Origin of the sequence: Thermophilibacter sp. ET337, assembly GCF_024733715.1 — a bacterium.
In the GTDB taxonomy this organism is placed as follows: domain Bacteria; phylum Actinomycetota; class Coriobacteriia; order Coriobacteriales; family Atopobiaceae; genus Thermophilibacter.
In genome coordinates, this window is record NZ_JANRHO010000012.1 from 22,167 (window position 1) to 41,578 (window position 19,412).

A 19,412-nucleotide genomic window follows, 5' to 3' on the forward strand; every position below is an offset into this window, starting at 1 on the left:
TCGCCCGCTCGGGGAAAACATCGCCCGCAGCAGAGCGCCGCGTCATAGAATGTGCCCGATATGATAACGTTCCCACACTCCGGGACCTGAGAGAGGGGCCGAGAGGATGCCAAGAAAGAACGCCCCGGGCGCGACCTCTGCCGACGAGGTCTTTCTCCGTCGCCTGCGTCGTCACCACGACGAGCTTCGCTGGCTCTACATGGAGCTCTACGACAACGCGGACATGTTCGGCGAGCTCGTGAGCCAGCTGCGCCGCTTCTACGACGAGCGCCCCGACGCCCTGCGCGCCCTCGACGCCGAGCGCGAGGCGCAGGGCGCGTGGTATCGCAGCCGCGACCTGCTTGGCATGCAGATGTACGTCGACAACTTCGCCGGCAACCTCAAAGGCGTCGAGGACCGCCTCGACTATCTCGAGCGCGTGGGCGTCAACTACCTGCACCTCATGCCGTTTCTCGACACGCCCGCGGACAGAAGCCGCTCCGACGGCGGCTATGCGGTCAGCGACTTTCGCCGCGTGAAGCCCGAGCTCGGCACGATGGAGGACCTCTCCCGCCTCGCGAGGAAGTGCCACGGCCGCGGCATCAGCCTCTGCATGGACTTCGTCATGAACCACACCTCCGACGAGCACGAGTGGGCGCGCCGCGCCCGCGCCGGCGAGGGCGAGTACATGAGCCGCTACTTCTTCGTGCGCGACCAGGGCGTCATCGACCGGTACACGCGCGACGTCCCCCAGGTCTTCCCCACCACCGCGCCGGGCCACTTCACGTACCTCCCCGAGCTCGGCCAGAGCGTGATGACCCAGTTCTATCCCTACCAGTGGGACCTCAACTACCGCAACCCGCGCGTCTTCAACGAGATGATGTACAACTTCCTCTACCTGGCCAATCAGGGAATGGACATCATCCGCATCGACGCCGTCCCCTACATCTGGAAGCAGCTCGGCACCAACTGCCGCAACCTCCCGCAGGTTCACACCATCGTGCGCATGATGCGCATGATCGGCGAGATCGTGTGCCCAGGCATCGTGCTGCTGGGCGAGGTCGTCATGGCGCCCGTCGAGGTGGTCCCCTACTTTGGCACCGTCGAGAAGCCCGAGTGCCACATGCTCTACAACGTGACCACGATGGCGACCACCTGGAACGCCGTGGCCTGCCAGGACACGCGCCTGCTTCGCGGCCAGCTCGAGGCTGTCTGCGGCCTGCCGCGCGAGTACACCTTCCTCAACTACCTGCGCTGCCACGACGACATCGGCTGGGGCCTCGACTACGTGACGCTCTCGGCCTGGGGCATGCAGGAGGTCCCGCACAAGGCCTACCTCAACCGCTACTTCCAGGGCCTCGAGCCCGGCAGCACGAGCCGCGGCGAGCTCTACAACGCGGACCCCGTGACGGGCGACGCGCGCTTCTGCGCGACCACGGCCTCCATGTGCGGCGTCGAGGCGGCGGGCTTCGAGGGCGACGAGGCGGCCATGGAGGTGGCCGTGCGCAAGGACGTGACGCTGCACGCCTACCTGCTCGCCCAGTCGGGGCTCCCTATTGTCTACAGCGGTGACGAGGTCGCCCAGGTCAACGACTACTCCTACAAGGACGACCCCGAGCGCGCGGAGGACTCCCGCTACATCCACCGCGGCCGCTTCGACTGGTCGCTCGTCGACCGGGCCGACGAGCCGGGCACGGTGCAGGCGCGCGTCTTCTCCGCGCTCCGCGCGCTCGAGGCCGTCCGTCGCGCGCAGGAGGTCTTCGACGCCGGCGCGGAGGTCACGATCGTCGACTACAGCGACCCGGCCGTCCTGTGGATCCGCCGCCGCGCGGGCGAGAAGACCCTCGACGCCGTCTTCAACTTCTCGGGCGAGGACCGGACGCTCTGGATGCCCGCGCTGGCCATGTACGAGGACCTCGTCACCGGCGCCGCGGCCGAGTTCCAGACCTTCGAGCTCGCCGCCTGGGACTTCCGCTGGTACCTGAGCGCCTAGCCGCCGTCCGCGCGCGGTCCGCCGTCGCGCCGCCGCGCCTCACGCCAGGCCGTACCGCTCCATCTGGGCGAGGACCAGCTCCGCGCGGGCCCACGCGAGCGCGGGGTCCGCGGAGAGCGCGCTCGGCGCGTTGGGCAGCCCCGCCATCAGGGCGCACTCGCCCTCGGTCATCTGGGACGGCTCCTTGCCCAGGTACCCGCGGGCGGCCGGCCCGATGCCCGTGCGGCCGTCGCCGAAGTAGGACGTGTTGACGTAGAGCTCGAGGATCTCGTCCTTCTCGTAGCGCGCCTCGAGGTCGAGGGCCAGCAGCAGCTCGGCGACCTTGCGGCTGAAGTCCTTCTCCTGCGTGAGGAAGAGGTTCTTTGCGAGCTGCTGGGTGATCGTGGAGCCGCCCTGCTCGAGCGAGAGCGTGGTGAGGTCGTGCCAGGCGGCGCGGCAGATGGCTATGACGTCGAAGCCGGGGTGCTCGTAGAAGCGGTGGTCCTCGATGGCCACGACCGCCCTCAGGTAGAAGTCGGGGAGCTCCTCGACGCGGACGTAGCCCTCCGCCGAGCGCGCCTCCTCGACCGCCTCCTCGACAGGCCGCTCGGCAAGGACGTCTCGATAGAGCGCATAGCCCCGCACGGCCACGATGGCGGCCGCGACGGCGCCGATGGCGACAAGGACGAGAAGAACGCGCCGAACGACCCTCAGAACCGCTCTCATGGCCTCGCACCTCCCTTTGCTTGGTCCATTGTACGGTGCCGAAGGCGCGGCCGACAGGGCTCGCCCTTATCGGCAGGTGACGATTTCGCAAGGCGCCGCGCGCGCGGCGACGTCGTGACGCGCAAAAAAGCTCAGAGACCCGAATGGCCTCTGAGCTGGTCTTTTGGTGGGCCCAGCAGGATTCGAACCTGCAACCCAGGGATTATGAGTCCCCTGCGCTAACCGTTGCGCCATGAGCCCGTGATATGAAAAAGGCGGCGACCGAAGCCGCCGCCAGCAATTTCATGGTGGAGATAAGGGGGTTCGAACCCCTGACCTCGTGACTGCCAGTCACGCGCTCTCCCAACTGAGCTATATCCCCGTGCGTTGGTGCGAAGAGAATATTACCAGAGTGAGCGATGCGGTCAACCCCCAATTTTGATTTTGTCGCGGCGTCGCCGGGCGCCCGCGCCTCCCCTACCCCCAGAGCATCTCGCGCGAGATCCGTGCCACGGAGGACGCGCCGCACATCTCCATGGCGTCGGCGAGCTCGGAGCGCAGCTCGCGGAGGTAGGCGCGCACGCCGTCCTCTCCCCCGCCAAAGGCGGCCACCACGAAGGGGCGGCAGACGAGGCAGCCGCGGGCGCCCAGCGCGAGCGCGCGGAAGACGTCGAGGCCGCTGCGGATTCCGCCGTCCACGAGCACCTCGACCCCCTCGCCCGCGGCGTCGACGATGCCCGCAAGGACCTCGGCCGTGGCGGGCGTGCCGTCCAGGACGCGGCCGCCGTGGTTGGAGACCACGATCGCGTCCACGCCGGCATCCGCCGCCCGGAGCGCGGCACGCTCAGTCATGACGCCCTTGAGCACGAAGCGCGCGCCCGCGTCGTGGCAGCGCGCGGCGACCCGCGCGATCTGGTCGGCCGACTTGGCGCCCGCTGGCGGCTGCTGGCCGCGCAGGAAGGGCAGGCCCGCGGCGTCGATGTCCATGGCGACGGCGGCGGGGCGCGCCGAGAGCGCCTCGTTGAGCTTGCGCGAGAGCGTGGCGTCGTCCCAGGGCTTGACCGTGGGGACGCCGGCGCCGCCAAGCGAGCCCACCAGGCCGCACGCCTCGGTCATGATGGAGGCGTCGAGGCCGTCGCCGGTCCAGGCGAGCGTGTCCTCGGCGGCCGCCGCCTCGAGCACGCAGCGGTTGTAGCCCACGGTGTCGTACCTCTCGCCATAGTGGCGCTGGACGTCGCCCACGGGGCCGACCATCACCGGCAGCGAGAGCTCGCGCCCGAGCACCGTGGCGCGCGTGTCCGCGGAGAAGGTCTCGTGCAGCGTGTCCATGTTCACGCGCAGGGCCTGCCAGGCCTCCCAGTTGCGGTGCGCCACGCGCCCGACGCCCTTGTCGCCAGGTCCTGGCATGACGCCGGCGCATGCGCGCCCGTCGCAGACGGGGCACGCGCGGCAGTGGGGCCCGATGTTGCCGCGCGCGGCGGCCGCGAGCTCTGAGTAGGTCATGGGACGTCCTTTCGATACAAGAGTGCCCCGGCGAGAGGGGCCGGGGCACGCGGGGTCACGGCTTAGGCGCGGGCGGGGACGACGCGCTCGGAGATCCAGGAGACGAGCTCGTCCATCGGCACGTCGAGGCGCTCGCCGGTCTCGCGGACCTTGACCTCGGCCATGCCGGCGGCGACGCCTCGCTTGCCCAGGATCACCTGGTACGGGATGCCGATGAGGTCGGCGTCGGCGAACTTGACGCCCGGGCGCTCCTTGCGGTCGTCGAGAAGCACCTCGATCTCGGCGGCGGAGAGCTCCTCCACGACCTTCTCGGCCACCGGGGCCACCACGTCGTCGCCCACGGCCAGCGGCACGACCTCGACCTCGTAGGGCGCCACGCAGACGGGCCAGCAGATGCCGTGCTCGTCGTTGTGCTGCTCCACGACGGCGGCCAGCGTGCGGGAGACGCCGATGCCGTAGCAGCCCATGAGGAAGGGACGCTCGACGCCGTCCTCGTCGGCGAAGGTGGCTCCCATGGACTCGGAGTATTTGGTGCCGAGCTGGAAGACCTGCGAGATCTCGATGCCGCGGGCGCTCTTGAGGGCCGCGCCGCAGTGCGGGCAGGGGTCGCCGGCCTTCACGCTCACGAGGTCGGCCCACTCGTCGACCTCAAAGTCGCGGCCCGGACGGGCGCCCGTGAAGTGGTAGTCGACCTCGTTGGCGCCGCAGGTCCACGACACGCTCTCGCGCAGCGACTCGTCGCAGACCAGGCGCACGCCCTCAGGCAGGCCCACGGGCCCGATGAAGCCCTTGTGCAGGCCGGCGAGCTCGAGCTCCTCGTCGCTCATGAGGTGGTAGGCGCCAAAGAGCTTGCCCGCCTTGATCTCGTTGAGCTCGTGGTCGCCGGGGACGATGGCGACGACGCTCGTGCCGTCCTCGGCCACGAGCGCGAGCGACTTGCGCGTGCCGTTCTCGGGGAAGCCGAAGAACGCGGCCACGTCCTCGATGCTGCCGAGGCCCGGGGTGTGGACCTTCTCGAGCGTGCCGTCGCCGGGACCCTCGGTCACGGGGACCTTGGTCGCGGCGGCCTCGACGTCGGCCGCGAAGCCGCAGTCGCAGTAGACGAGCTCGGCCTCGCCGGAGTCGGCGAGCGCCATGAACTCGACGGAGGTGTCGCCGCCGATCTGGCCGGAGTCGGCCACGACGGGCAGCGCGTAGATGCCGCAGCGCTCGGCGATGCGGGCGTAGGCGGCCTTCTCCTGCTCGTAGCACTCCTGCAGCGACTCCTGCGTCGCGGAGAAGCTGTAGGCGTCCTTCATGATGAACTCGCGGCCGCGCATGAGGCCAAAGCGCGGGCGCATCTCGTCACGGAACTTGTCCTGGATCTGGTAGAGCGTGCAGGGCAGCTGCTTGTAGGAGCGCAGCTCGTTCTTCACGAGGTCGGTGAAGGTCTCCTCGTGCGTGGGGCCGAGGGCGAACTCGCGGCCGTGGCGGTCGGCGATGCGCATGAGCTCGGGGCCGTAGGCGTCCCAGCGCCCGGACTCGTGCCAGAGCTCGGCGGGCGTGAGGATGGGCACCATCATCTCCTGGGCGCCGATGCCCTCCATCTCGTCGCGGATGACGGCCTCGATCTTGCGGATCGAGCGCCAGGCGAGCGGCAGGTAGCTGTAGAGGCCGGCGGCCGTCTTGCGGATCATGCCGGCGCGCAGCAGCAGGCGATGGCTCGCGAGCTCGGCCTCGGCGGGGTCCTCCTTGAGCGTGGGGGCGTAGAGCTGGGACATCTTCTGATAACGCTTCACGTGCGTATCCCTTCTGTTCAACGTGCAACGCCCATGATTCTACGACATACGGCCGAGAAGAACGGTCGAGGCCGCAACTCAACCTCCGCCTGCCCGGCGGGGCCAACCCCGGCGCTCGGACAGTCCTCGCTCGCTGCGGAACTCGCGGCGGGGGTTGGCCCCGCCGGGCAGGCGGCCAAGACGTCACGCCATCGAGAGTTGCGCTTGGTTGACGTAGGCCCAGCGGCGACCGCATATGTCCCGCCGCGAGTTCTTGCCGAGCGTCCTTCTCGGCAAGCTGTCTGAGCGCCGGGGCATATGCGGCCACCGCTGGGCAGGGCGTTCTAGGTGAAGCGCCGCTCGATCTCGGCGAAGAGCTCGTCGACGGCGTCCGCCTCGTCGACGGTGCGGATCTTTTCGCCCGCGGCGAACAGCACCGCCTTCCCGCGGCCGCCCGCGAGGCCGATGTCGGCGCCCTTGGCCTCGCCGGGGCCGTTCACCACGCAGCCCATGACGGCAACGGTGATGGGCGCGCGCACGCCGGCCAGGCGCCGCTCGACCTCGGCGGCGACGCCCATGAGGTCCCACTGGCAGCGGCCGCAGGTGGGGCAGCTCACGAGCTCGGGGCGCAGGCGGCGCAGCCCCACGGCGGAGAGCAGGTCCCAGGCCACGTGGACCTCCTCGACCGGGTCGGCCGTGAGCGAGAGGCGCATGGTGTCGCCGATGCCCTCCATGAGCAGGGCCCCGACGGCGGCGGCGTTCTTGACGGTGCCCTGGCGGGCGGTGCCGGCCTCGGTGACGCCGATGTGGAGCGGGACGTCGGGCAGCTCGCGGGAGAGGGCGCGGTTGACCTCGACGGTCGTGGGGACGCCGTGGGCCTTGGCGGAGAGCACGATATCGCGGAAGCCGCGCTCGCGGAAGTGCGCGACGAACGAGGAGGCGGAGCCCACGAGCTTCTCGACCTGCGTGAGGTCGGGCCGCTCGGCGTAGGCGGGGTCGAGCGAGCCGGCGTTGACGCCGATGCGGATGGGGATGCCCGCCTGCCCCGCCTCGTCGATGACCGCGTCGACGCGGTCCCAGCTGCCGATGTTGCCGGGGTTGACGCGCAGCGCCGCGGCCCCGCGCCGGCAGGCCTCGATGGCGAGGAGATGGTCGAAGTGGATGTCGGCGACCACGGGCAGCGGGGAGTCGGCGCAGATGCGCTCGAAGCCGTCGAGCGCGCCGGCGTCGGGGACGGCCACGCGCACGATCTCGCAGCCCGCCTCCGCGAGCCGGCCGATCTGCTCGAGCGTGGCCTGGGCGTCGGAGGTGGGCGTCGTGCACATGGACTGGACCGAGACGGGGGCGCCCCCGCCCACGGGGACCTCCCCCACCATGACCCGGCGCGTCAGCTCGCGCGGCGCGGGGCGCGCGTTGTTCTCGCTCATGGAATCACCTAGCCGATCACAAAGCGGACGAGGTCGTTTTTGAGGACGACGACAAAGACGAAGAGCATGAAGGCCACGCCGACGTAGCTCAGGCCGAGCTGGACGCGCTGGGGCAGCGGGCGCCTGATGACGAGCTGGATGAGCTCGATCAAGATCTTGCCCCCGTCGAAGGGCGGCACGGGGATGAGGTTCATGAAGCCGAGCGACATCGAGAGCGCCGCGGCGAGGATCAAAAGCGAGGAGAGGCTCTCGGAGGCCGCCTCGGAGGCCATCGCCGAGATGCCGACGACCGAGCTCGACTGGTCGAGGACCTCCATCGTGTGGCTCGGGTTGAGCAGCTGCGCCACGTAGGAGGCGACCTGGCCGGTGTAGTCAAAGGTGGCCTGGACGGCCTGGGCGGGCGTCAGGCGATAGCTCGCCACCGAGGAGAGGATGCCAAAGAGCTCGGTCGCCTCGCCGTCCGGCAGGTCGACGAGGGTCGTGCGCTGCTGGCCGTCGCGCTCGAAGGTGAGCTCGAAGTCGGTGCCGCTCGAAAGATAGGGCTCGAGCGCCTCGACGAGACCGTTCCAGGTGCTGACCTCGGTGTCGCCGACGGCGGTGATCTGGTCGCCGGCGGCAAGGCCGGCGGCCTCGGCGGGGGTGCCCTGCTCGACGCCGCCGATGACGCTCACGTCGGGAACGTAGCTGAACTCGCGCACCATGTACGAGCAGGTGATGATCGCAAAGGCGAGGACGATGTTGACGAGCGGGCCGGCCACCAGCATGACGATGCGCTTGAGCGCGCCCACGCCGAGGTAGGTGCGCGAGCGCTCGTGGGCGAGGAACTCCTCCGGCGTCATGCCGGTGTCGTGGGGCTGGCCGGCGGCGGTGGAGCCGGGCAGCGCGAAGTCGTGGCCCCGGTCGTACTCGGTGAGGTGGGCGCCGTCGCGCGGGGTCGTCTCGAAGGCGGCGGGCCAGGTGCTCTGGGAGGGCTTCTCGCCGAGCTCGGCGTCGTAGTAGGGGCGGATCGCGGCCCAGTCGCTCAGGGTGGCGAGCAGGTCGTAGGCGCGGTCGACGTCGCAGCCGAGCTCCTCGGCGACCTCTTCGGCGCGCACGCGGCCCCGCCTGGTGACGAGGTCGAGGGCGGGCGCGAGCAGCTCGTCGTCTGTGCCCTCCATGCCGCAGATGCGGGTGTAGCCGCCAAGAAGGATAGGCGTCACGCCAAACTCGGTGCCCACCGAGCGGCTCTTGCGAGAGAGCCTGAGCGGGCAGGGCAGGCCGAGGAAGAACTCGGTCGCGCGCACGCGCAGGGCGCGGGCGGCGAGGTAGTGGCCGCCCTCGTGGACGAAGACGAGGGCGGAGAGGACCAGAAGCCCCCAGAAGACGGCTGAGAGAAAGCCGATGAGCGCGGTCAAATGCGAACCTCCATGAGCTCGGCGCGGGCCAGCTCTCGGGCGCGTGCGTCCACCTCGTCGAGCTGCGAGACCGACTCTACCCGCTCGACGGGCGTGCGTCCCATGACGGCGGCGACGACGCGCTCGATGTCGAGGAAAGAGCACAAACCTTCGCGGAAGGCGGCGTTGGCGACCTCGTTGGCGGCGTTCATCGCGCAGGGCAGCGTGCCGCCGGCACGCCCCGCCTCGCGGGCGAGCGCGAGGCAGCCAAAGGCCCGCTCGTCGGCCTCGCCAAACGTGAAGGGGTCCTCCGCGCACCAGTCCACACGGCGCGCCGTGGCCTCCCAGCGCTCGGGGTAGCTGAGCGCGTACTGGATCGGCGCGCGCATGTCCGAGCTGCCGAGCTGGGCCTTGACGACCCCGTCGACGAACTCGACCATCGAGTGGATCTTGCTCTGGCGGTGCACGAGGACGCGGATGGCGTCGACTGGCTGGTCGAAGAGGTGGTGCGCCTCGATGACCTCGAGGCCCTTGTTCATGAGGGTCGAGCAGTCGATCGTGATTTTGGCGCCCATGGTCCAGGTGGGGTGCGCGAGCGCCTCGGCGGCCGTGACGCGGGCGAGCTCGTCTCTGGTGCGGCCGTAGAAGGGGCCGCCCGAGCAGGTGAGCCAGATGCGCGCGACGTCCTCGGGCTTCTCCCCCACCAGGCACTGGAAGATGGCGCTGTGCTCGGAGTCGACGGGCAGCAGCCTGCCCGGGCGCGCGAGCGGCATGAGCAGGTCGCCCCCGCACACGATCGACTCCTTGTTGGCGTAGGCGAGCGACTTGCCGGCGAGAAGGGCGGCGTGGCCGGCGTGGATGCCGGCAAATCCCACGAGGGCGTTCACCACCACGTCGACGTCGGGCAGCGTCGCGAGCTCGGTGACGGCCTCGGGTCCGCTGCCGAGCGCGCAGCCCGCGGGAAGCTCCCCGAGCACGGGGTCGGCCGCGTGGGCGGGGTCGGCGACGGCCACGTGGGCCGCGCCGAACTCCCGGGCGGCGGCGACGAGCGCGCCTGTCGAGGAGCTCACGGAGAGCGCGACCACGCGGAGCCTGTCGGGGTGGCGGCGGCAGACGTCGAGGGTCTGGGTGCCGATGGAGCCGGAGCAGCCGAGAACGGCCACGCGCAGCGGCTCGCCGTGGCGCGCCGGCTCGCCGGCGCGGCTCATCTCTGTCACAGGATGCCTCCAAAGCGAAGCAGGAAGAACGCGGCCATGCCGCCGAAGAGCATGGAGTCGCTGCGGTCGAGCAGCCCGCCGTGCCCGGGGATGAGGTTGCCGGAGTCCTTGACGCCCGCGCCGCGCTTGATGCGCGACTCGAACAGGTCGCCAAAGACGGCGGCGATGCCGACGACCAGACCGCATCCCGCGGCGAGCGCGACGTCGAGGGTCGGCACCAAGAACAGCGTCACCAGCACCCACACGAGCACCGAGCCCACGAGGCCGCCGACGAAGCCCTCGACGCTCTTGCTGGGCGAGATGCGCGGAGCGAGCTTGTGCGCGCCGATCGCCGAGCCCACGAAGTAGGCCATGGCGTCGTTACCCCAGATGGAGAGCATGACGGTGAGGGCGAGCAGCGCGCCGGTGAGGCCGGCGTCGGAGGCGCGGATGAGCACGACGCTCGAGAAGGCGAGCGAGGTGTAGACGGGGCCGAACGCGGTGACCGCGACGTCGGCGATGTTGGCGCGCGGCGTGAGGACGTACCAGACCGCGCAGGCCATGAGCAGCATGAAGATCACAAGCGTGAGGGCGAGAAGCCCGTTGGCGTAGGCGGCCAGCGGGAACAGCAGCGCCGCGGCGAGGCCCACGACCTCGTTGGGCATGCGGCCGCCCATGCGGCAGATGCGGAAGAACTCGGAGCAGCACAGCCACGCCTCGGCGGCGATGAGGACCGTGGTCGTGACCGGTCCCACGAACAGGCACACGAGGGTGGCAAGGGCGTAGATCGCGCCCGACATGGTGCGGGTGAGCAGGCGCTCGGCCGAGCTCCTGGCCTTCTGGCCCTTGAGGTCCCCGGCGGCGCGCGCCTCCTCCTTCGAGGCGCGGCGGTCCTCGAGGCGCTCGATCTGGCGGTCGAGGCCGGCGGACGCGTTCTTGTCGGCTCTCTTGGTCATGAGGCCACCACTCCCCCGAAGCGGCGCGAGCGCCCCTGGAAGGCGGCGACGGCCCTCAGGAACTCCCAGCGGTCGAAGTCGGGCCAGAGGGTGGGCGTCACGTAGAACTCGGTGTAGGCGAGCTGCCACAGGAGGTAGTTGGAGAGGCGCATCTCGCCGGAGGTGCGGATGAGCAGGTCCGGGTCGGGCAGGCCTGCGGTGTAGAGGTGCTCCGACACCGCGCGCTCGTCGACGCCCGCGGGGTCGATCAGGCCCTGGGCCGCCTCGAGGGCGATCTGGCGCGCGGCGCGGGCGATCTCGGCACGCGAGCCGTAGTTGACCGCGAGCGCGAAGGTCATGCCGTCGTGGTCGGCTGTCTCGTCGAGGCCGCGCTGGAAGACCGTGCGCGTGCGCTCGGGGAGCGCGTCGATGTCGCCGAGGAAGCGCAGGCGGACGTTCTCCTGGTGGAAGAGCGGGAGCTCCTTCACCAGCGTCGTCGCGAACAGGTGCATCAGCAGGTCGACCTCGTGCTGGGGGCGCCTCCAGTTCTCGGTCGAGAAGGCGTAGACGGAGAGCGCGTCGAGCCCGAGCCGCACGCTCGTGGTCACGGCCTCCCGCAGCGAGTCGACGCCGGCGACGTGCCCGCGCGAGCGGTCGAGCCCGCGGGCCGTGGCCCAGCGTCCGTTGCCGTCCATGATGATCGAGACGTGCGCGGGGATGCGGTCGAGGTCGATGTCGCCGAGGGAGATGTCCTCGGGCGCGTCGGCGTAGTAGGCGCGGAGCTTTTCGGTGTCGAGGCGCACTAGATCTCCATCACCTCGGCGCTCTTGGCCTTGAGCAGCTCGTCGATCTTGGCGACGTAGGAGTCGGTGACCTTCTGGACGGCCTTCTTCTCGCGGGACTGCTCGTCGTCGGAGAGCTCCTCGTCGCGCTCGATCTTGCCGTTGACGTCGCGACGGACGTTGCGGACGGAGACGCGGGCCTCCTCGGCGAGCTCCTTGCACTCCTTGACGAGCTCGCGGCGGCGCTCCTCGGTGGGCTTGGGGAACGGCAGGCGGATCGAGACGCCGTCGTTGGAAGGCGTGATGCCGAGGTCAGAGCTCTCGATGGCCTTCTCGATGGCGCGCAGGGCGCTCTTGTCCCACGGCTCCACCACGAGCATGGAGGCCTCGGGGACCTTGATGCCGGCGAGCTGGGTGATCGGCGTGGGCTGGCCATAGTAGTCGACCATGATCGGGGCGAGGATCTGCGCGTTGGCGCGGCCGGTGCGGACGCGTGCGAAGTTGGCCTTGAGCGTGTCGAGGCACTTGGCCATGTTCTTCTCGGCGCGGTCGGTGTAGGTGCTCATTGTCTAGTCCTCCTCGACGACGGTGGTTCCGACGTTGTCTCCGCTGACGGCCTTCATGAAGACGCCGGGCTGCTTGATGTCAAAGACCATGATGGGCATCTTGTTGTCGTGGCACAGCGCCGTGGCGGTGGCGTCCATGACCTTGAGGTCGCGGTTGAGGACCTCGCGGTACGAGATGGTGTCGAAGCGCCTGGCGTCGGGGTTGGTGCGCGGGTCGGCGTCGTAGATGCCGTCGACGTTGGTGGCCTTCATGAGCACCTCGGCGTTGATCTCGCAGGCGCGCAGGGCCGCGGCGGTGTCGGTGGTGAAGTAGGGGTTGCCGGTGCCGGCGGCGTAGATGGTGATGCGGCCCTTCTCGAGGTGGCGGATCGCGCGGCGGCGGATGTAGGGCTCGGCGATCTGGCGCATCTCGATGGCGCTCATGACGCGGCAGTCCATCCCGTTGCGCTCGAAGCAGTCCTGGAGCGAGAGCGAGTTGATCACGGTGGCAAGCATGCCCATGTTGTCGCCCTGGGCGCGGTCCATGCCCGCGGCGGCGCCGGCCAGGCCGCGGAAGATGTTGCCGCCGCCCACGACGATGGCCACCTGCACGCCGGCCTCCCAGACCGGCTTGATCTCCTCGGCGAGCCGCTGCGGGACCGCCGGGTCGATGCCGTAGGCCTGGTCCCCCATGAGGGCCTCGCCCGAGAGCTTGAGAAGAACGCGCTGATACTTGATGTTTGCGTCAGACAAGCCGACCTCCACTCCTCGTTGTGCGCTCCCGTGATTCTACCAGAGCGCGCGGGCCGTGCCGCCGGTGCGTGCGCGACCGCTCTCGCTTCTCACGCGAGCGGGCGCGGGAGAGAAGGACCTGCGGCAGCAAAAGGGGCCGGCGATCGTTCGCCGGCCCCCGCAAGAGCTCTGGGTTGCGCGCTACTCGCCGAACGTGTAGCGGACGAAGCTCATGACCTCGACGTCGTCGCCGAGGGACTTGCTCACGTTCTTGGCGAGCTGGCCGATGGTGAGGGAGCTGTCCTTGACGAACTCCTGCTCGGTGAGGACGCTCTCCTTGAAGTACTTCTCGAGACGGCCCTGGGCCATCTTCTCCTGGATGGCCTCCGGCTTGCCGGACTCGGCGGCCTGAGCCTTGTAGATGGAGAGCTCGTGCTCGATGACGTCGGCGGGGACGTCGTCGCGGCGGGCGGCCACGGGCGCGGCGGCGGCGACCTGCATGGCAACGTCGTGCGCGAAGGTCTTGAACTCGTCGGCCTGGGCGGTCTCGGCCTTGCCGAGCTTGAAGGTCACGATGTCGGCGAGCTTGCCGCCCAGGTGGACGTAGCTACCGAGGGCGCCCTCGTCGGCGGTGACGCGCTGGAAGCGGGCGATCTTCATGTTCTCGCCGATGACGTGGATCATCTCGGTGAGCTCGGCGTCGACGGTGGAGGCGCCCATCGCGCAGGCCTTGAGGGCGTCGACGTCGGCGGGGTCGTTCTCGGCGACGACCTTGGCGAGCTCGAGCGCGAAGCCGGTGAACTTGGGGTTGGTGCCCACGAAGTCGGTCTCGCAGGTGAGCTCGAGGATGGCGCCGAGCTTGGAGTCCTCGGAGACGTAGGTGGCGATGGTGCCCTCATTGGTGTCGCGGCCGGCGCGCTTGACGGCCTTGGCGACGCCCATGGTGCGGAGGATGTCGACGGCCTTGTCGATGTCGCCATCGGCCTCGACGAGGGCCTTCTTGCACTCCATCATCGGGGAGTCGGTCATCTCGCGGAGCTGCTTGACGAGGGCGGCGGTAACCTGTGCCATGGTGGTTCTCCTCTTGGTCGTGGGTTCGTTACTCGGCGGCGGGAGCCTCGGCCTCGGCCGGGGCAGCCTCGACGGCGGGCTCGGTGGTGCCGGCGGCCATCTCCTCGGCCGTGATCTGCTCCTTGCCGGAGCCGGCGAGGACGGCGTCGGCGGCGAGCTCGCACATGAGGGAGACGGAGCGGATGGCGTCGTCGTTGGCGGGGATGCCGTAGTCGATGACGTCGGGGTCGGAGTTGGTGTCGAGCAGGCTCACGACGGGGATGTGGAGGCGGTTGGCCTCACGGATGGCGATCTCCTCGCGCTTGGAGTCGACGACGAAGATGGCCTGCGGAAGGGCGGTCATGGTGCGGGCGCCGCCGAGGTTGGCCTGCAGCTTGTCGAGCTCCTTGCCGAGCACCGCCTGCTCCTTCTTGGGGAGAAGGGCCATGCGGCCGTCCTCGACCATGGCCTCGAGCTCCTCCATGCGCTGGATGCGGGAGCGGATGGTCACGAAGTTGGTGAGCATGCCGCCGAGCCAGCGCTGGTTGATGTAGGGCATGCCGCAGCGCTCGGCCTGGGCCGCGATGGGCTCCTGGGCCTGCTTCTTGGTGCCGACGAACAGCACGGTGCCGCCCTTGGCCGCGGTCTCCTTGAGGAAGGTGTAGGCCTTGTCGGCCCCGAGCATGGTCTGCTTGAGGTCGAGGATGTAGATGCCGTTGCGCTCGCCGAAGATGTAGGACTTCATCTTCGGGTTCCAGCGACGGGTCTGGTGGCCGTAGTGGCAGCCGGCGTCGAGCAGGGTCTGGATAGTGATCTTAGCCATGGTAACCTCCTGTGGTTGGTCCTCCGCGCGAGTCATCCCCGCTTCGCCACCCAGGACCTGGCTGAGAGCCCTGGGCACCACGGCGGGCGGGTCGTCGCGCGTGCGAGATGGTGCCGCGCGGTCACGCGACATGCCGTGCTTGTGCACAACGAATAGGTAGTATAGCGGGCGGCCTGCGCCTTGTCGAGGGCTTCACGCGCCGCTCACAGGCTCTTCTCTGCGACCCAAATCCTCGATTGGGTCGGCGCCGCGCCCGCACTCGATGCTCGCACTCGTGGGTGCGCTCATCGAGTGCGGACGGTTTAGGGCCCGAGGCGCATCGAGTGCGCGGCCCTTCTAGGCCACTGTCGCCAAGTGCGCGCATCCAGTGCGCCCCGGCCCGCACTGGATGCGCCGGGCGAGAAGTGCGGGCGCGCTCCCGGCGGACGTCGCCGAGTGAGGTTGAGCCCGTCCGTCAGGACGGGCGGCGCGTCAGGCGCGCGGGTGGGCACGGGCGGCGGCCTCGCGGAGGCGCTCGACGGAGAGGTGCGTGTAGACCTGGGTCGTGGAGAGGCTCTCGTGGCCGAGAAGCTCCTGGACGCTCCTCAGGTCAGCGCCGCCGCCGAGCAGCTCGGTGGCGAAGGTGTGCCGCATCGCGTGGGGCGAGAGCGCGCCGTCGAGCCCGGCCTGCCGCACGCGCCGCTCGAAGACGGTGCGCAGCGCGTCGGCGCTCATGGGGTTTCCCCGCGTCGAGAGGAAAAGCGCCTCCCCCGCCGCGTCCCCGCGGGCCGCGAGGTCCGGTCGGCCCTCGTCGAGGTAGCGCCGGGCCCAGTCGAGGGCGCTCTCGTAGACGGGGACGATGCGCTCCTTGGAGCCCTTGCCAAACAGGCGCGCCTGGCCGCGGGCGAAGTCGAGGTCGCCCACGCGAAGCGACGCCATCTCCGAGACGCGCGCGCCGGTCGCGTAGAGCAGCTCGAGGAAGGCGCGGTCGCGAAGGCCCACGGGGCCGTCCGCGAGGCAGGAGTCGAGAAGGGCGCCCGCGTCCGCGTCGCTCATGGTCCTCGGGAGCGACCGGGGCACCTTGGGGCTCGCGAGCGCGGCGACGGTCCCGTCGTCGCAGAGCCCCTCGCGCGCCATCCAGCGGAAGAGCCCGCGCAGCGACGAGAGGTGGCGGTTGACGGTCCGCGGCGAGTAGCCGGCGCGCGTCAGCTCTGCGAGGTAGGCGCGCAGCTCGCGGTGGGACGCCGTCAGGGGGGCAACGCCGCGCCGCCGCGCCCAGGCGAGGTAGGCCTCGAGGTCGCAACGGTAGCCCCGGACGGTGTGCGGCGAGAGGTTGCGGACCGCCGCGAGGTGGTCGCAAAACGCCGGGATCGCGCGCTCGAGCGCGCGCTGCTCCGACTCGGCGCGCCCGCCCTGCCCGGCCGCCCCCATCAGGCGCCCGCGAGCAGGTCGGGGCGGCTCGCGAGGTAGGCGTCGAGGTCGGCCCTGGCGCGGGCGGCGAGCGCCTCGCGGCGGGCCGCCTTGTTGCGCGGGGGGTCCGCGAGCGGCGGCACGAGCCCGAAGTTGACGTGCATGGGCTGGTAGTCGGAGGTCGCCGGGTCGGTCGCGTAGGCCACGAGCGCGCCGAGGGCGCCCGTGGCGGGGAGCCTCACGGGCTCTTTTCCGGAGAGCTCGGCGGCGGTGTTGAGCGCGGCGAGCAGGCCGGAGGCGATGGCCTCGACGTACCCCTCGGTCCCCGTGATCTGGCCGGCGAGCCTGACGGAGGTTCCGGGGACGGCGAAGGTGGCGTCGAGCGCGCGGGGGGCGTCGACGAAGGAGTTGCGGTGCATGACGCCGTAGCGCAAAAACTCCGCCTCCCCCAGGCCGGGGATCATGCGAAAGACGCGGCGCTGCTCCGGCCAGGTGAGGTTGGTCTGGAACCCCACGAGGTTGTAGGCGGTGCGGGAGGCGTTCTCCGCCCGGAGCTGGACGGCGGCCCAGGGGCGCCGGCCCGTGCGCGGGTCGGTGAGGCCCACGGGCTTGAGCGCGCCGAAGCGCAGCGAGTCGTGCCCCGTGCGGGCGACCTCCTCGACCGGCTGGCACGCGCAGAAGAGGTCCGCCTGCTCGAAGTCGCGCGCGATCACGCGCTCGGCGCCCAGGAGCGCCCCCATGAAGGCGTCGTACTCCTCGCGGGTCATCGGGCAGTTGAGGTAGTCGCCGCTCCCCTCCTCGCCGTAGCGCGACTGCTCGAAGACGAGCGAGCGGTCGAGGCTCTCGGCGTCGACGATCGGGGCGGCGGCGTCGAAGAAGCTCATGCGCTCGCCGCCCACGACCTCGGCGATGGCCGAGAAGAGCGCGTCTGAGCACAGCGGCCCCGCGGCGATGACGCAGGGGCCCTCGGGGATCGTCGTGACCTCCTCGCGTACGAGCTCGATCAGCGGGTCCGCGGCCACGCGCTCGGTGACGGCGCGCGAGAAGAGCTCGCGGTCGACGGCGAGCGCCCCGCCCGCCGGGACCGAGCACTCCCGCGCGATGCGCAAAAGCTCGCTTCCCAGCCGCTCGAGCTCCCACTTGAGCAGCCCCGCCGCGGTGTCGGGCTTGGTGGACTTGAGCGAGTTGGAGCAGACGAGCTCGGCGAGCCCGGCGCCGTGGTGGGCGGGCGAGGGCCTGGTCGGGCGCTGCTCGAAGAGCCTCACGCGAACGCCCCTGCGGGCGAGCTGCAGGGCGCACTCGCTGCCGGCGAGCCCGCCCCCCACCACCGTCACGACCTGTTCCATGTGCGTCCCTTCCGGCGCCCGGGCGCCAACGCGTCAACTCATCCCATTGTGCCCCAAGACGTAGGCCCGCGTGACGGAGTATCTTCCGTCGGGGAGCCGCTCGACCTGTCCGCGGGCCTCATAGTCCGTGAGGGTCCTCAGGACGGTGAGCACGCTCTCGCCCAGGCGCGCGGCGAGCTCGTCGGGCCGCGACGGCGAGGCCAGAAGCGCCCCGAGCACAGGTCCCGCCGCCTCCCTCCCCCACGCCTCCCGGAGCTCCGCGTACCCGTAGTCGAGCGACAGGGCCACCGAGAGCGACTGCTCGTCGGGGATGACGCGCGCCCCCTCCGCTATGAGCCGGTTGGTCCCCGCGGAGTTGGGCGAGAGGATCGACCCGGGGATGGCGTAGACGACCCTGCCGAGCTCCGCCGCGGCCTCGGCGGTGGAGAGCGTGCCCGAGCCGATGCCCGCCTCGGTCACCACCAAGACGCGCGAGAGGGCGGCTATGAGGGCGTTTCTCTTGGGGAAGACCCAGCGCCTCGGCCCCGCGCCCCAGCGCTCCGCGGAGACGACCGCCCCCGCGCGCACCGCGCCCTCGTAGACGTCGGCCGAGGAGAGTGGGTACACGACGTCCGCCCCGCACCCGGAGACCACGACGGTCCTCCCGCCGGCCGCGAGCGCGGCCGCCCCCGCGGCATGGTCGCACCCCATGGCGCCGCCGGAGACCACCGTCACCCCGTGGCGCGCGCCGGCGCGGGCGGCCATCTCGGCGATGGCGAGCCCGTAGGGCGTCGCTCGGCGCGCGCCAACCACCGAGAGGCACGGGCCCTCGAGCGCCGCGGGGTCTCCCCTGCCATAGAGCACCTCGGGCGGCCGCTCGAGGTCGAGAAGAGCCGCCGGGTAGCCGCTCTCACCCGGGCGAAGCTCCCATCCGTCGTCAGGTCGCGCCATGCTGCCTCACCTCATCCCATCGACCTCGACCGAAAGCCGAGTGCCTCGACGACGTCCTCCTCGCTCACGCGGTCGCGCCCCTCGAGGTCTGCGATCGTGCGCGCCACGCGTGCGACGCGCGCGATCGCGCGCCCGCCGAGTGCGAGCCCCTCGGCGAGCCCCTCGAAGGTCGCGCGGGCGCGGGGGTCGAGGGCGGCCTCGGCGATCGGGTCGGCCGCCCGGCGCGAGCGCGCCTCCCTCCGCTCGCGGAACTCCCGCGCCGCGGCGACGGCCTCGGCCATCTCGCTCGAGCCCAGGCCGCGCCGCCCCTCAATCACGCGCGACGAGCTCGGGCGGGCCACGTCGACCACCACGTCGATGCGGTCCATGAGCGGGCCGCCGATGCGCCCCTGGTACGCGGACACGCGGGCGGCGGAGCACGTGCACTCGTGGCCCGGGTCGCCGAGGTGGCCGCAGGGGCAGGGGTTGGCCGCCGCGACGAGCTGGAAGTCGCAGGGAAACGTGCAGACGCCGTCTGCCCGGGCGATCCTCACCGTCTTGTCCTCCATGGGCTGACGCAGCGCCTGGAGCGACCCCCGGGGGAACTCGGGGAGCTCGTCGAGGAACAGCACCCCCTCGTGCGCGAGCGAGATCTCGCCCGGGGTCACCGGCCTGCCCCCGCCCACGAGCCCGGCGGTCGATATCGAGTGGTGCGGGGCCCGAAACGGCCGCTCCCCCCGAGAGAGCGCTTCGAGGTCCTGTCCCGCCACCGAGTGTACGAGCAGCGCCTCCGCCTGCTCGTCGTCGGTGAGCGGAGGCAAGATCGTGGGGAGGCGGCGGGCGAGCATCGTCTTGCCTGCCCCGGGAGGCCCCACCATGAGAAGCCCGTGGCGCCCCGCGGCCGCGATGGCCATCGCGCGCTTGGCGAGCTCCTGGTCGATCACCTCCGAGAAGTCCGGCGTCGCGTGCGGCTCGTCGTCCGCCGTGGG

The 19,412-nt window shown here is 70.8% G+C and carries 17 protein-coding genes and 2 tRNA genes; 1 reads left to right on the forward strand and 18 read right to left on the reverse strand.

Annotation, left to right across the window (positions count from 1 at the left end; genetic code table 11):
* Nucleotides 1-106 precede the first annotated feature (106 nt).
* Nucleotides 107-1,972 (forward strand): alpha-amylase family protein, encoded by a 1,866-nt coding sequence (locus NW198_RS09045; protein ID WP_258340864.1) that lies wholly within the window; start codon nt 107-109, stop codon nt 1,970-1,972.
* A 39-nt stretch (nt 1,973-2,011) separates the two neighbouring features.
* On the opposite strand, the gene NW198_RS09050 is transcribed toward NW198_RS09045, so the two are convergent.
* From NW198_RS09050 to NW198_RS09135, 18 genes are all read right to left on the reverse strand, one after another.
* Complete coding sequence (locus NW198_RS09050) at nt 2,012-2,677, reverse strand: biosynthetic peptidoglycan transglycosylase (RefSeq protein WP_258340865.1); 666 nt, start codon at nt 2,675-2,677, stop codon at nt 2,012-2,014.
* A gap of 164 nt (nt 2,678-2,841) precedes the next feature.
* A tRNA-Ile gene (locus NW198_RS09055) sits at nt 2,842-2,917 on the reverse strand.
* A 45-nt stretch (nt 2,918-2,962) separates the two neighbouring features.
* Nucleotides 2,963-3,038 (reverse strand) — tRNA-Ala (locus NW198_RS09060).
* Nucleotides 3,039-3,133: 95 nt separating this feature from the next.
* A complete protein-coding gene (locus NW198_RS09065) occupies nt 3,134-4,159 on the reverse strand; it encodes an alpha-hydroxy-acid oxidizing protein (protein ID WP_258340866.1) in 1,026 nt (341 codons plus the stop codon).
* Between the two features lie 62 nt (nt 4,160-4,221).
* Nucleotides 4,222-5,937 carry a proline--tRNA ligase gene (locus NW198_RS09070; protein WP_375378035.1) on the reverse strand — a complete coding sequence of 572 codons (1,716 nt, stop codon included), beginning with the start codon at nt 5,935-5,937 and terminating at the stop codon, nt 4,222-4,224.
* 323 nt (nt 5,938-6,260) lie between these two features.
* Nucleotides 6,261-7,343 (reverse strand): flavodoxin-dependent (E)-4-hydroxy-3-methylbut-2-enyl-diphosphate synthase, encoded by a 1,083-nt coding sequence (gene ispG, locus NW198_RS09075; RefSeq protein ID WP_087315059.1) that lies wholly within the window; start codon nt 7,341-7,343, stop codon nt 6,261-6,263.
* 8 nt (nt 7,344-7,351) lie between these two features.
* Nucleotides 7,352-8,737, reverse strand: a complete 1,386-nt coding sequence (locus tag NW198_RS09080; RefSeq protein ID WP_258340867.1) for a site-2 protease family protein — start codon at nt 8,735-8,737, stop codon at nt 7,352-7,354.
* Nucleotides 8,734-9,924 carry a 1-deoxy-D-xylulose-5-phosphate reductoisomerase gene (gene dxr, locus NW198_RS09085; protein ID WP_087315253.1) on the reverse strand — a complete coding sequence of 397 codons (1,191 nt, stop codon included), beginning with the start codon at nt 9,922-9,924 and terminating at the stop codon, nt 8,734-8,736. Before dxr ends, NW198_RS09080 begins: the two co-directional genes overlap by 4 nt.
* A gap of 5 nt (nt 9,925-9,929) precedes the next feature.
* Nucleotides 9,930-10,868 carry a phosphatidate cytidylyltransferase gene (locus NW198_RS09090; RefSeq protein ID WP_258340868.1) on the reverse strand — a complete coding sequence of 313 codons (939 nt, stop codon included), beginning with the start codon at nt 10,866-10,868 and terminating at the stop codon, nt 9,930-9,932.
* Complete coding sequence (locus NW198_RS09095) at nt 10,865-11,650, reverse strand: isoprenyl transferase (protein WP_258340869.1); 786 nt, start codon at nt 11,648-11,650, stop codon at nt 10,865-10,867. The genes NW198_RS09090 and NW198_RS09095 overlap by 4 nt, the downstream gene beginning before the upstream one ends.
* The gene (gene frr, locus NW198_RS09100) at nt 11,650-12,195 is read right to left on the reverse strand and encodes a ribosome recycling factor (RefSeq protein ID WP_087315066.1); all 546 of its coding nucleotides are present in this window, start codon (nt 12,193-12,195) and stop codon (nt 11,650-11,652) included. The genes NW198_RS09095 and frr overlap by 1 nt, the downstream gene beginning before the upstream one ends.
* Nucleotides 12,196-12,198: 3 nt before the next feature.
* Entirely contained in the window at nt 12,199-12,927 is a 729-nt protein-coding gene (pyrH, locus tag NW198_RS09105; RefSeq protein ID WP_087315068.1) for a UMP kinase, read from the reverse strand.
* 180 nt (nt 12,928-13,107) lie between these two features.
* Nucleotides 13,108-13,977, reverse strand: coding sequence for a translation elongation factor Ts (gene tsf / locus NW198_RS09110; RefSeq protein WP_087315070.1), 870 nt, complete (start codon nt 13,975-13,977; stop codon nt 13,108-13,110).
* A 28-nt stretch (nt 13,978-14,005) separates the two neighbouring features.
* On the reverse strand, nt 14,006-14,779 hold the full coding sequence (gene rpsB / locus NW198_RS09115) for a 30S ribosomal protein S2 (RefSeq protein WP_087315072.1): 774 nt from the start codon (nt 14,777-14,779) through the stop codon (nt 14,006-14,008).
* 471 nt (nt 14,780-15,250) lie between these two features.
* Nucleotides 15,251-16,189, reverse strand: a complete 939-nt coding sequence (locus NW198_RS09120; RefSeq protein ID WP_087315074.1) for a tyrosine recombinase XerC — start codon at nt 16,187-16,189, stop codon at nt 15,251-15,253.
* Nucleotides 16,189-17,514: a methylenetetrahydrofolate--tRNA-(uracil(54)-C(5))-methyltransferase (FADH(2)-oxidizing) TrmFO gene (trmFO, locus tag NW198_RS09125; protein WP_087315076.1), complete on the reverse strand. Its 1,326-nt coding sequence runs from the start codon at nt 17,512-17,514 to the stop codon at nt 16,189-16,191. Before trmFO ends, NW198_RS09120 begins: the two co-directional genes overlap by 1 nt.
* 33 nt (nt 17,515-17,547) lie before the next feature.
* Nucleotides 17,548-18,444, reverse strand: a complete 897-nt coding sequence (locus NW198_RS09130; protein WP_087315079.1) for a DNA-processing protein DprA — start codon at nt 18,442-18,444, stop codon at nt 17,548-17,550.
* Between the two features lie 11 nt (nt 18,445-18,455).
* A partial coding sequence (locus tag NW198_RS09135; protein ID WP_258340870.1) for an ATP-binding protein occupies nt 18,456-19,412 on the reverse strand: 957 nt, incomplete at its 5' end.

Excerpts from the sequence above, each read along its gene's own strand:
- NW198_RS09045 (WP_258340864.1), top strand. The coding sequence starts at position 107 with ATGCCAAGAAAGAACGCCCCGGGCGCGACCTCTGCCGACGAGGTCTTT.
- NW198_RS09050 (WP_258340865.1), bottom strand. The coding sequence starts at position 2,677 with ATGAGAGCGGTTCTGAGGGTCGTTCGGCGCGTTCTTCTCGTCCTTGTC.
- NW198_RS09065 (WP_258340866.1), bottom strand. The coding sequence starts at position 4,159 with ATGACCTACTCAGAGCTCGCGGCCGCCGCGCGCGGCAACATCGGGCCC.
- ispG (WP_087315059.1), bottom strand. The coding sequence starts at position 7,343 with ATGAGCGAGAACAACGCGCGCCCCGCGCCGCGCGAGCTGACGCGCCGG.
- dxr (WP_087315253.1), bottom strand. The coding sequence starts at position 9,924 with ATGAGCCGCGCCGGCGAGCCGGCGCGCCACGGCGAGCCGCTGCGCGTG.
- NW198_RS09090 (WP_258340868.1), bottom strand. The coding sequence starts at position 10,868 with ATGACCAAGAGAGCCGACAAGAACGCGTCCGCCGGCCTCGACCGCCAG.
- frr (WP_087315066.1), bottom strand. The coding sequence starts at position 12,195 with ATGAGCACCTACACCGACCGCGCCGAGAAGAACATGGCCAAGTGCCTC.
- tsf (WP_087315070.1), bottom strand. The coding sequence starts at position 13,977 with ATGGCACAGGTTACCGCCGCCCTCGTCAAGCAGCTCCGCGAGATGACC.
- rpsB (WP_087315072.1), bottom strand. The coding sequence starts at position 14,779 with ATGGCTAAGATCACTATCCAGACCCTGCTCGACGCCGGCTGCCACTAC.
- NW198_RS09120 (WP_087315074.1), bottom strand. The coding sequence starts at position 16,189 with ATGGGGGCGGCCGGGCAGGGCGGGCGCGCCGAGTCGGAGCAGCGCGCG.
- trmFO (WP_087315076.1), bottom strand. The coding sequence starts at position 17,514 with ATGGAACAGGTCGTGACGGTGGTGGGGGGCGGGCTCGCCGGCAGCGAG.
- NW198_RS09130 (WP_087315079.1), bottom strand. The coding sequence starts at position 18,444 with ATGGCGCGACCTGACGACGGATGGGAGCTTCGCCCGGGTGAGAGCGGC.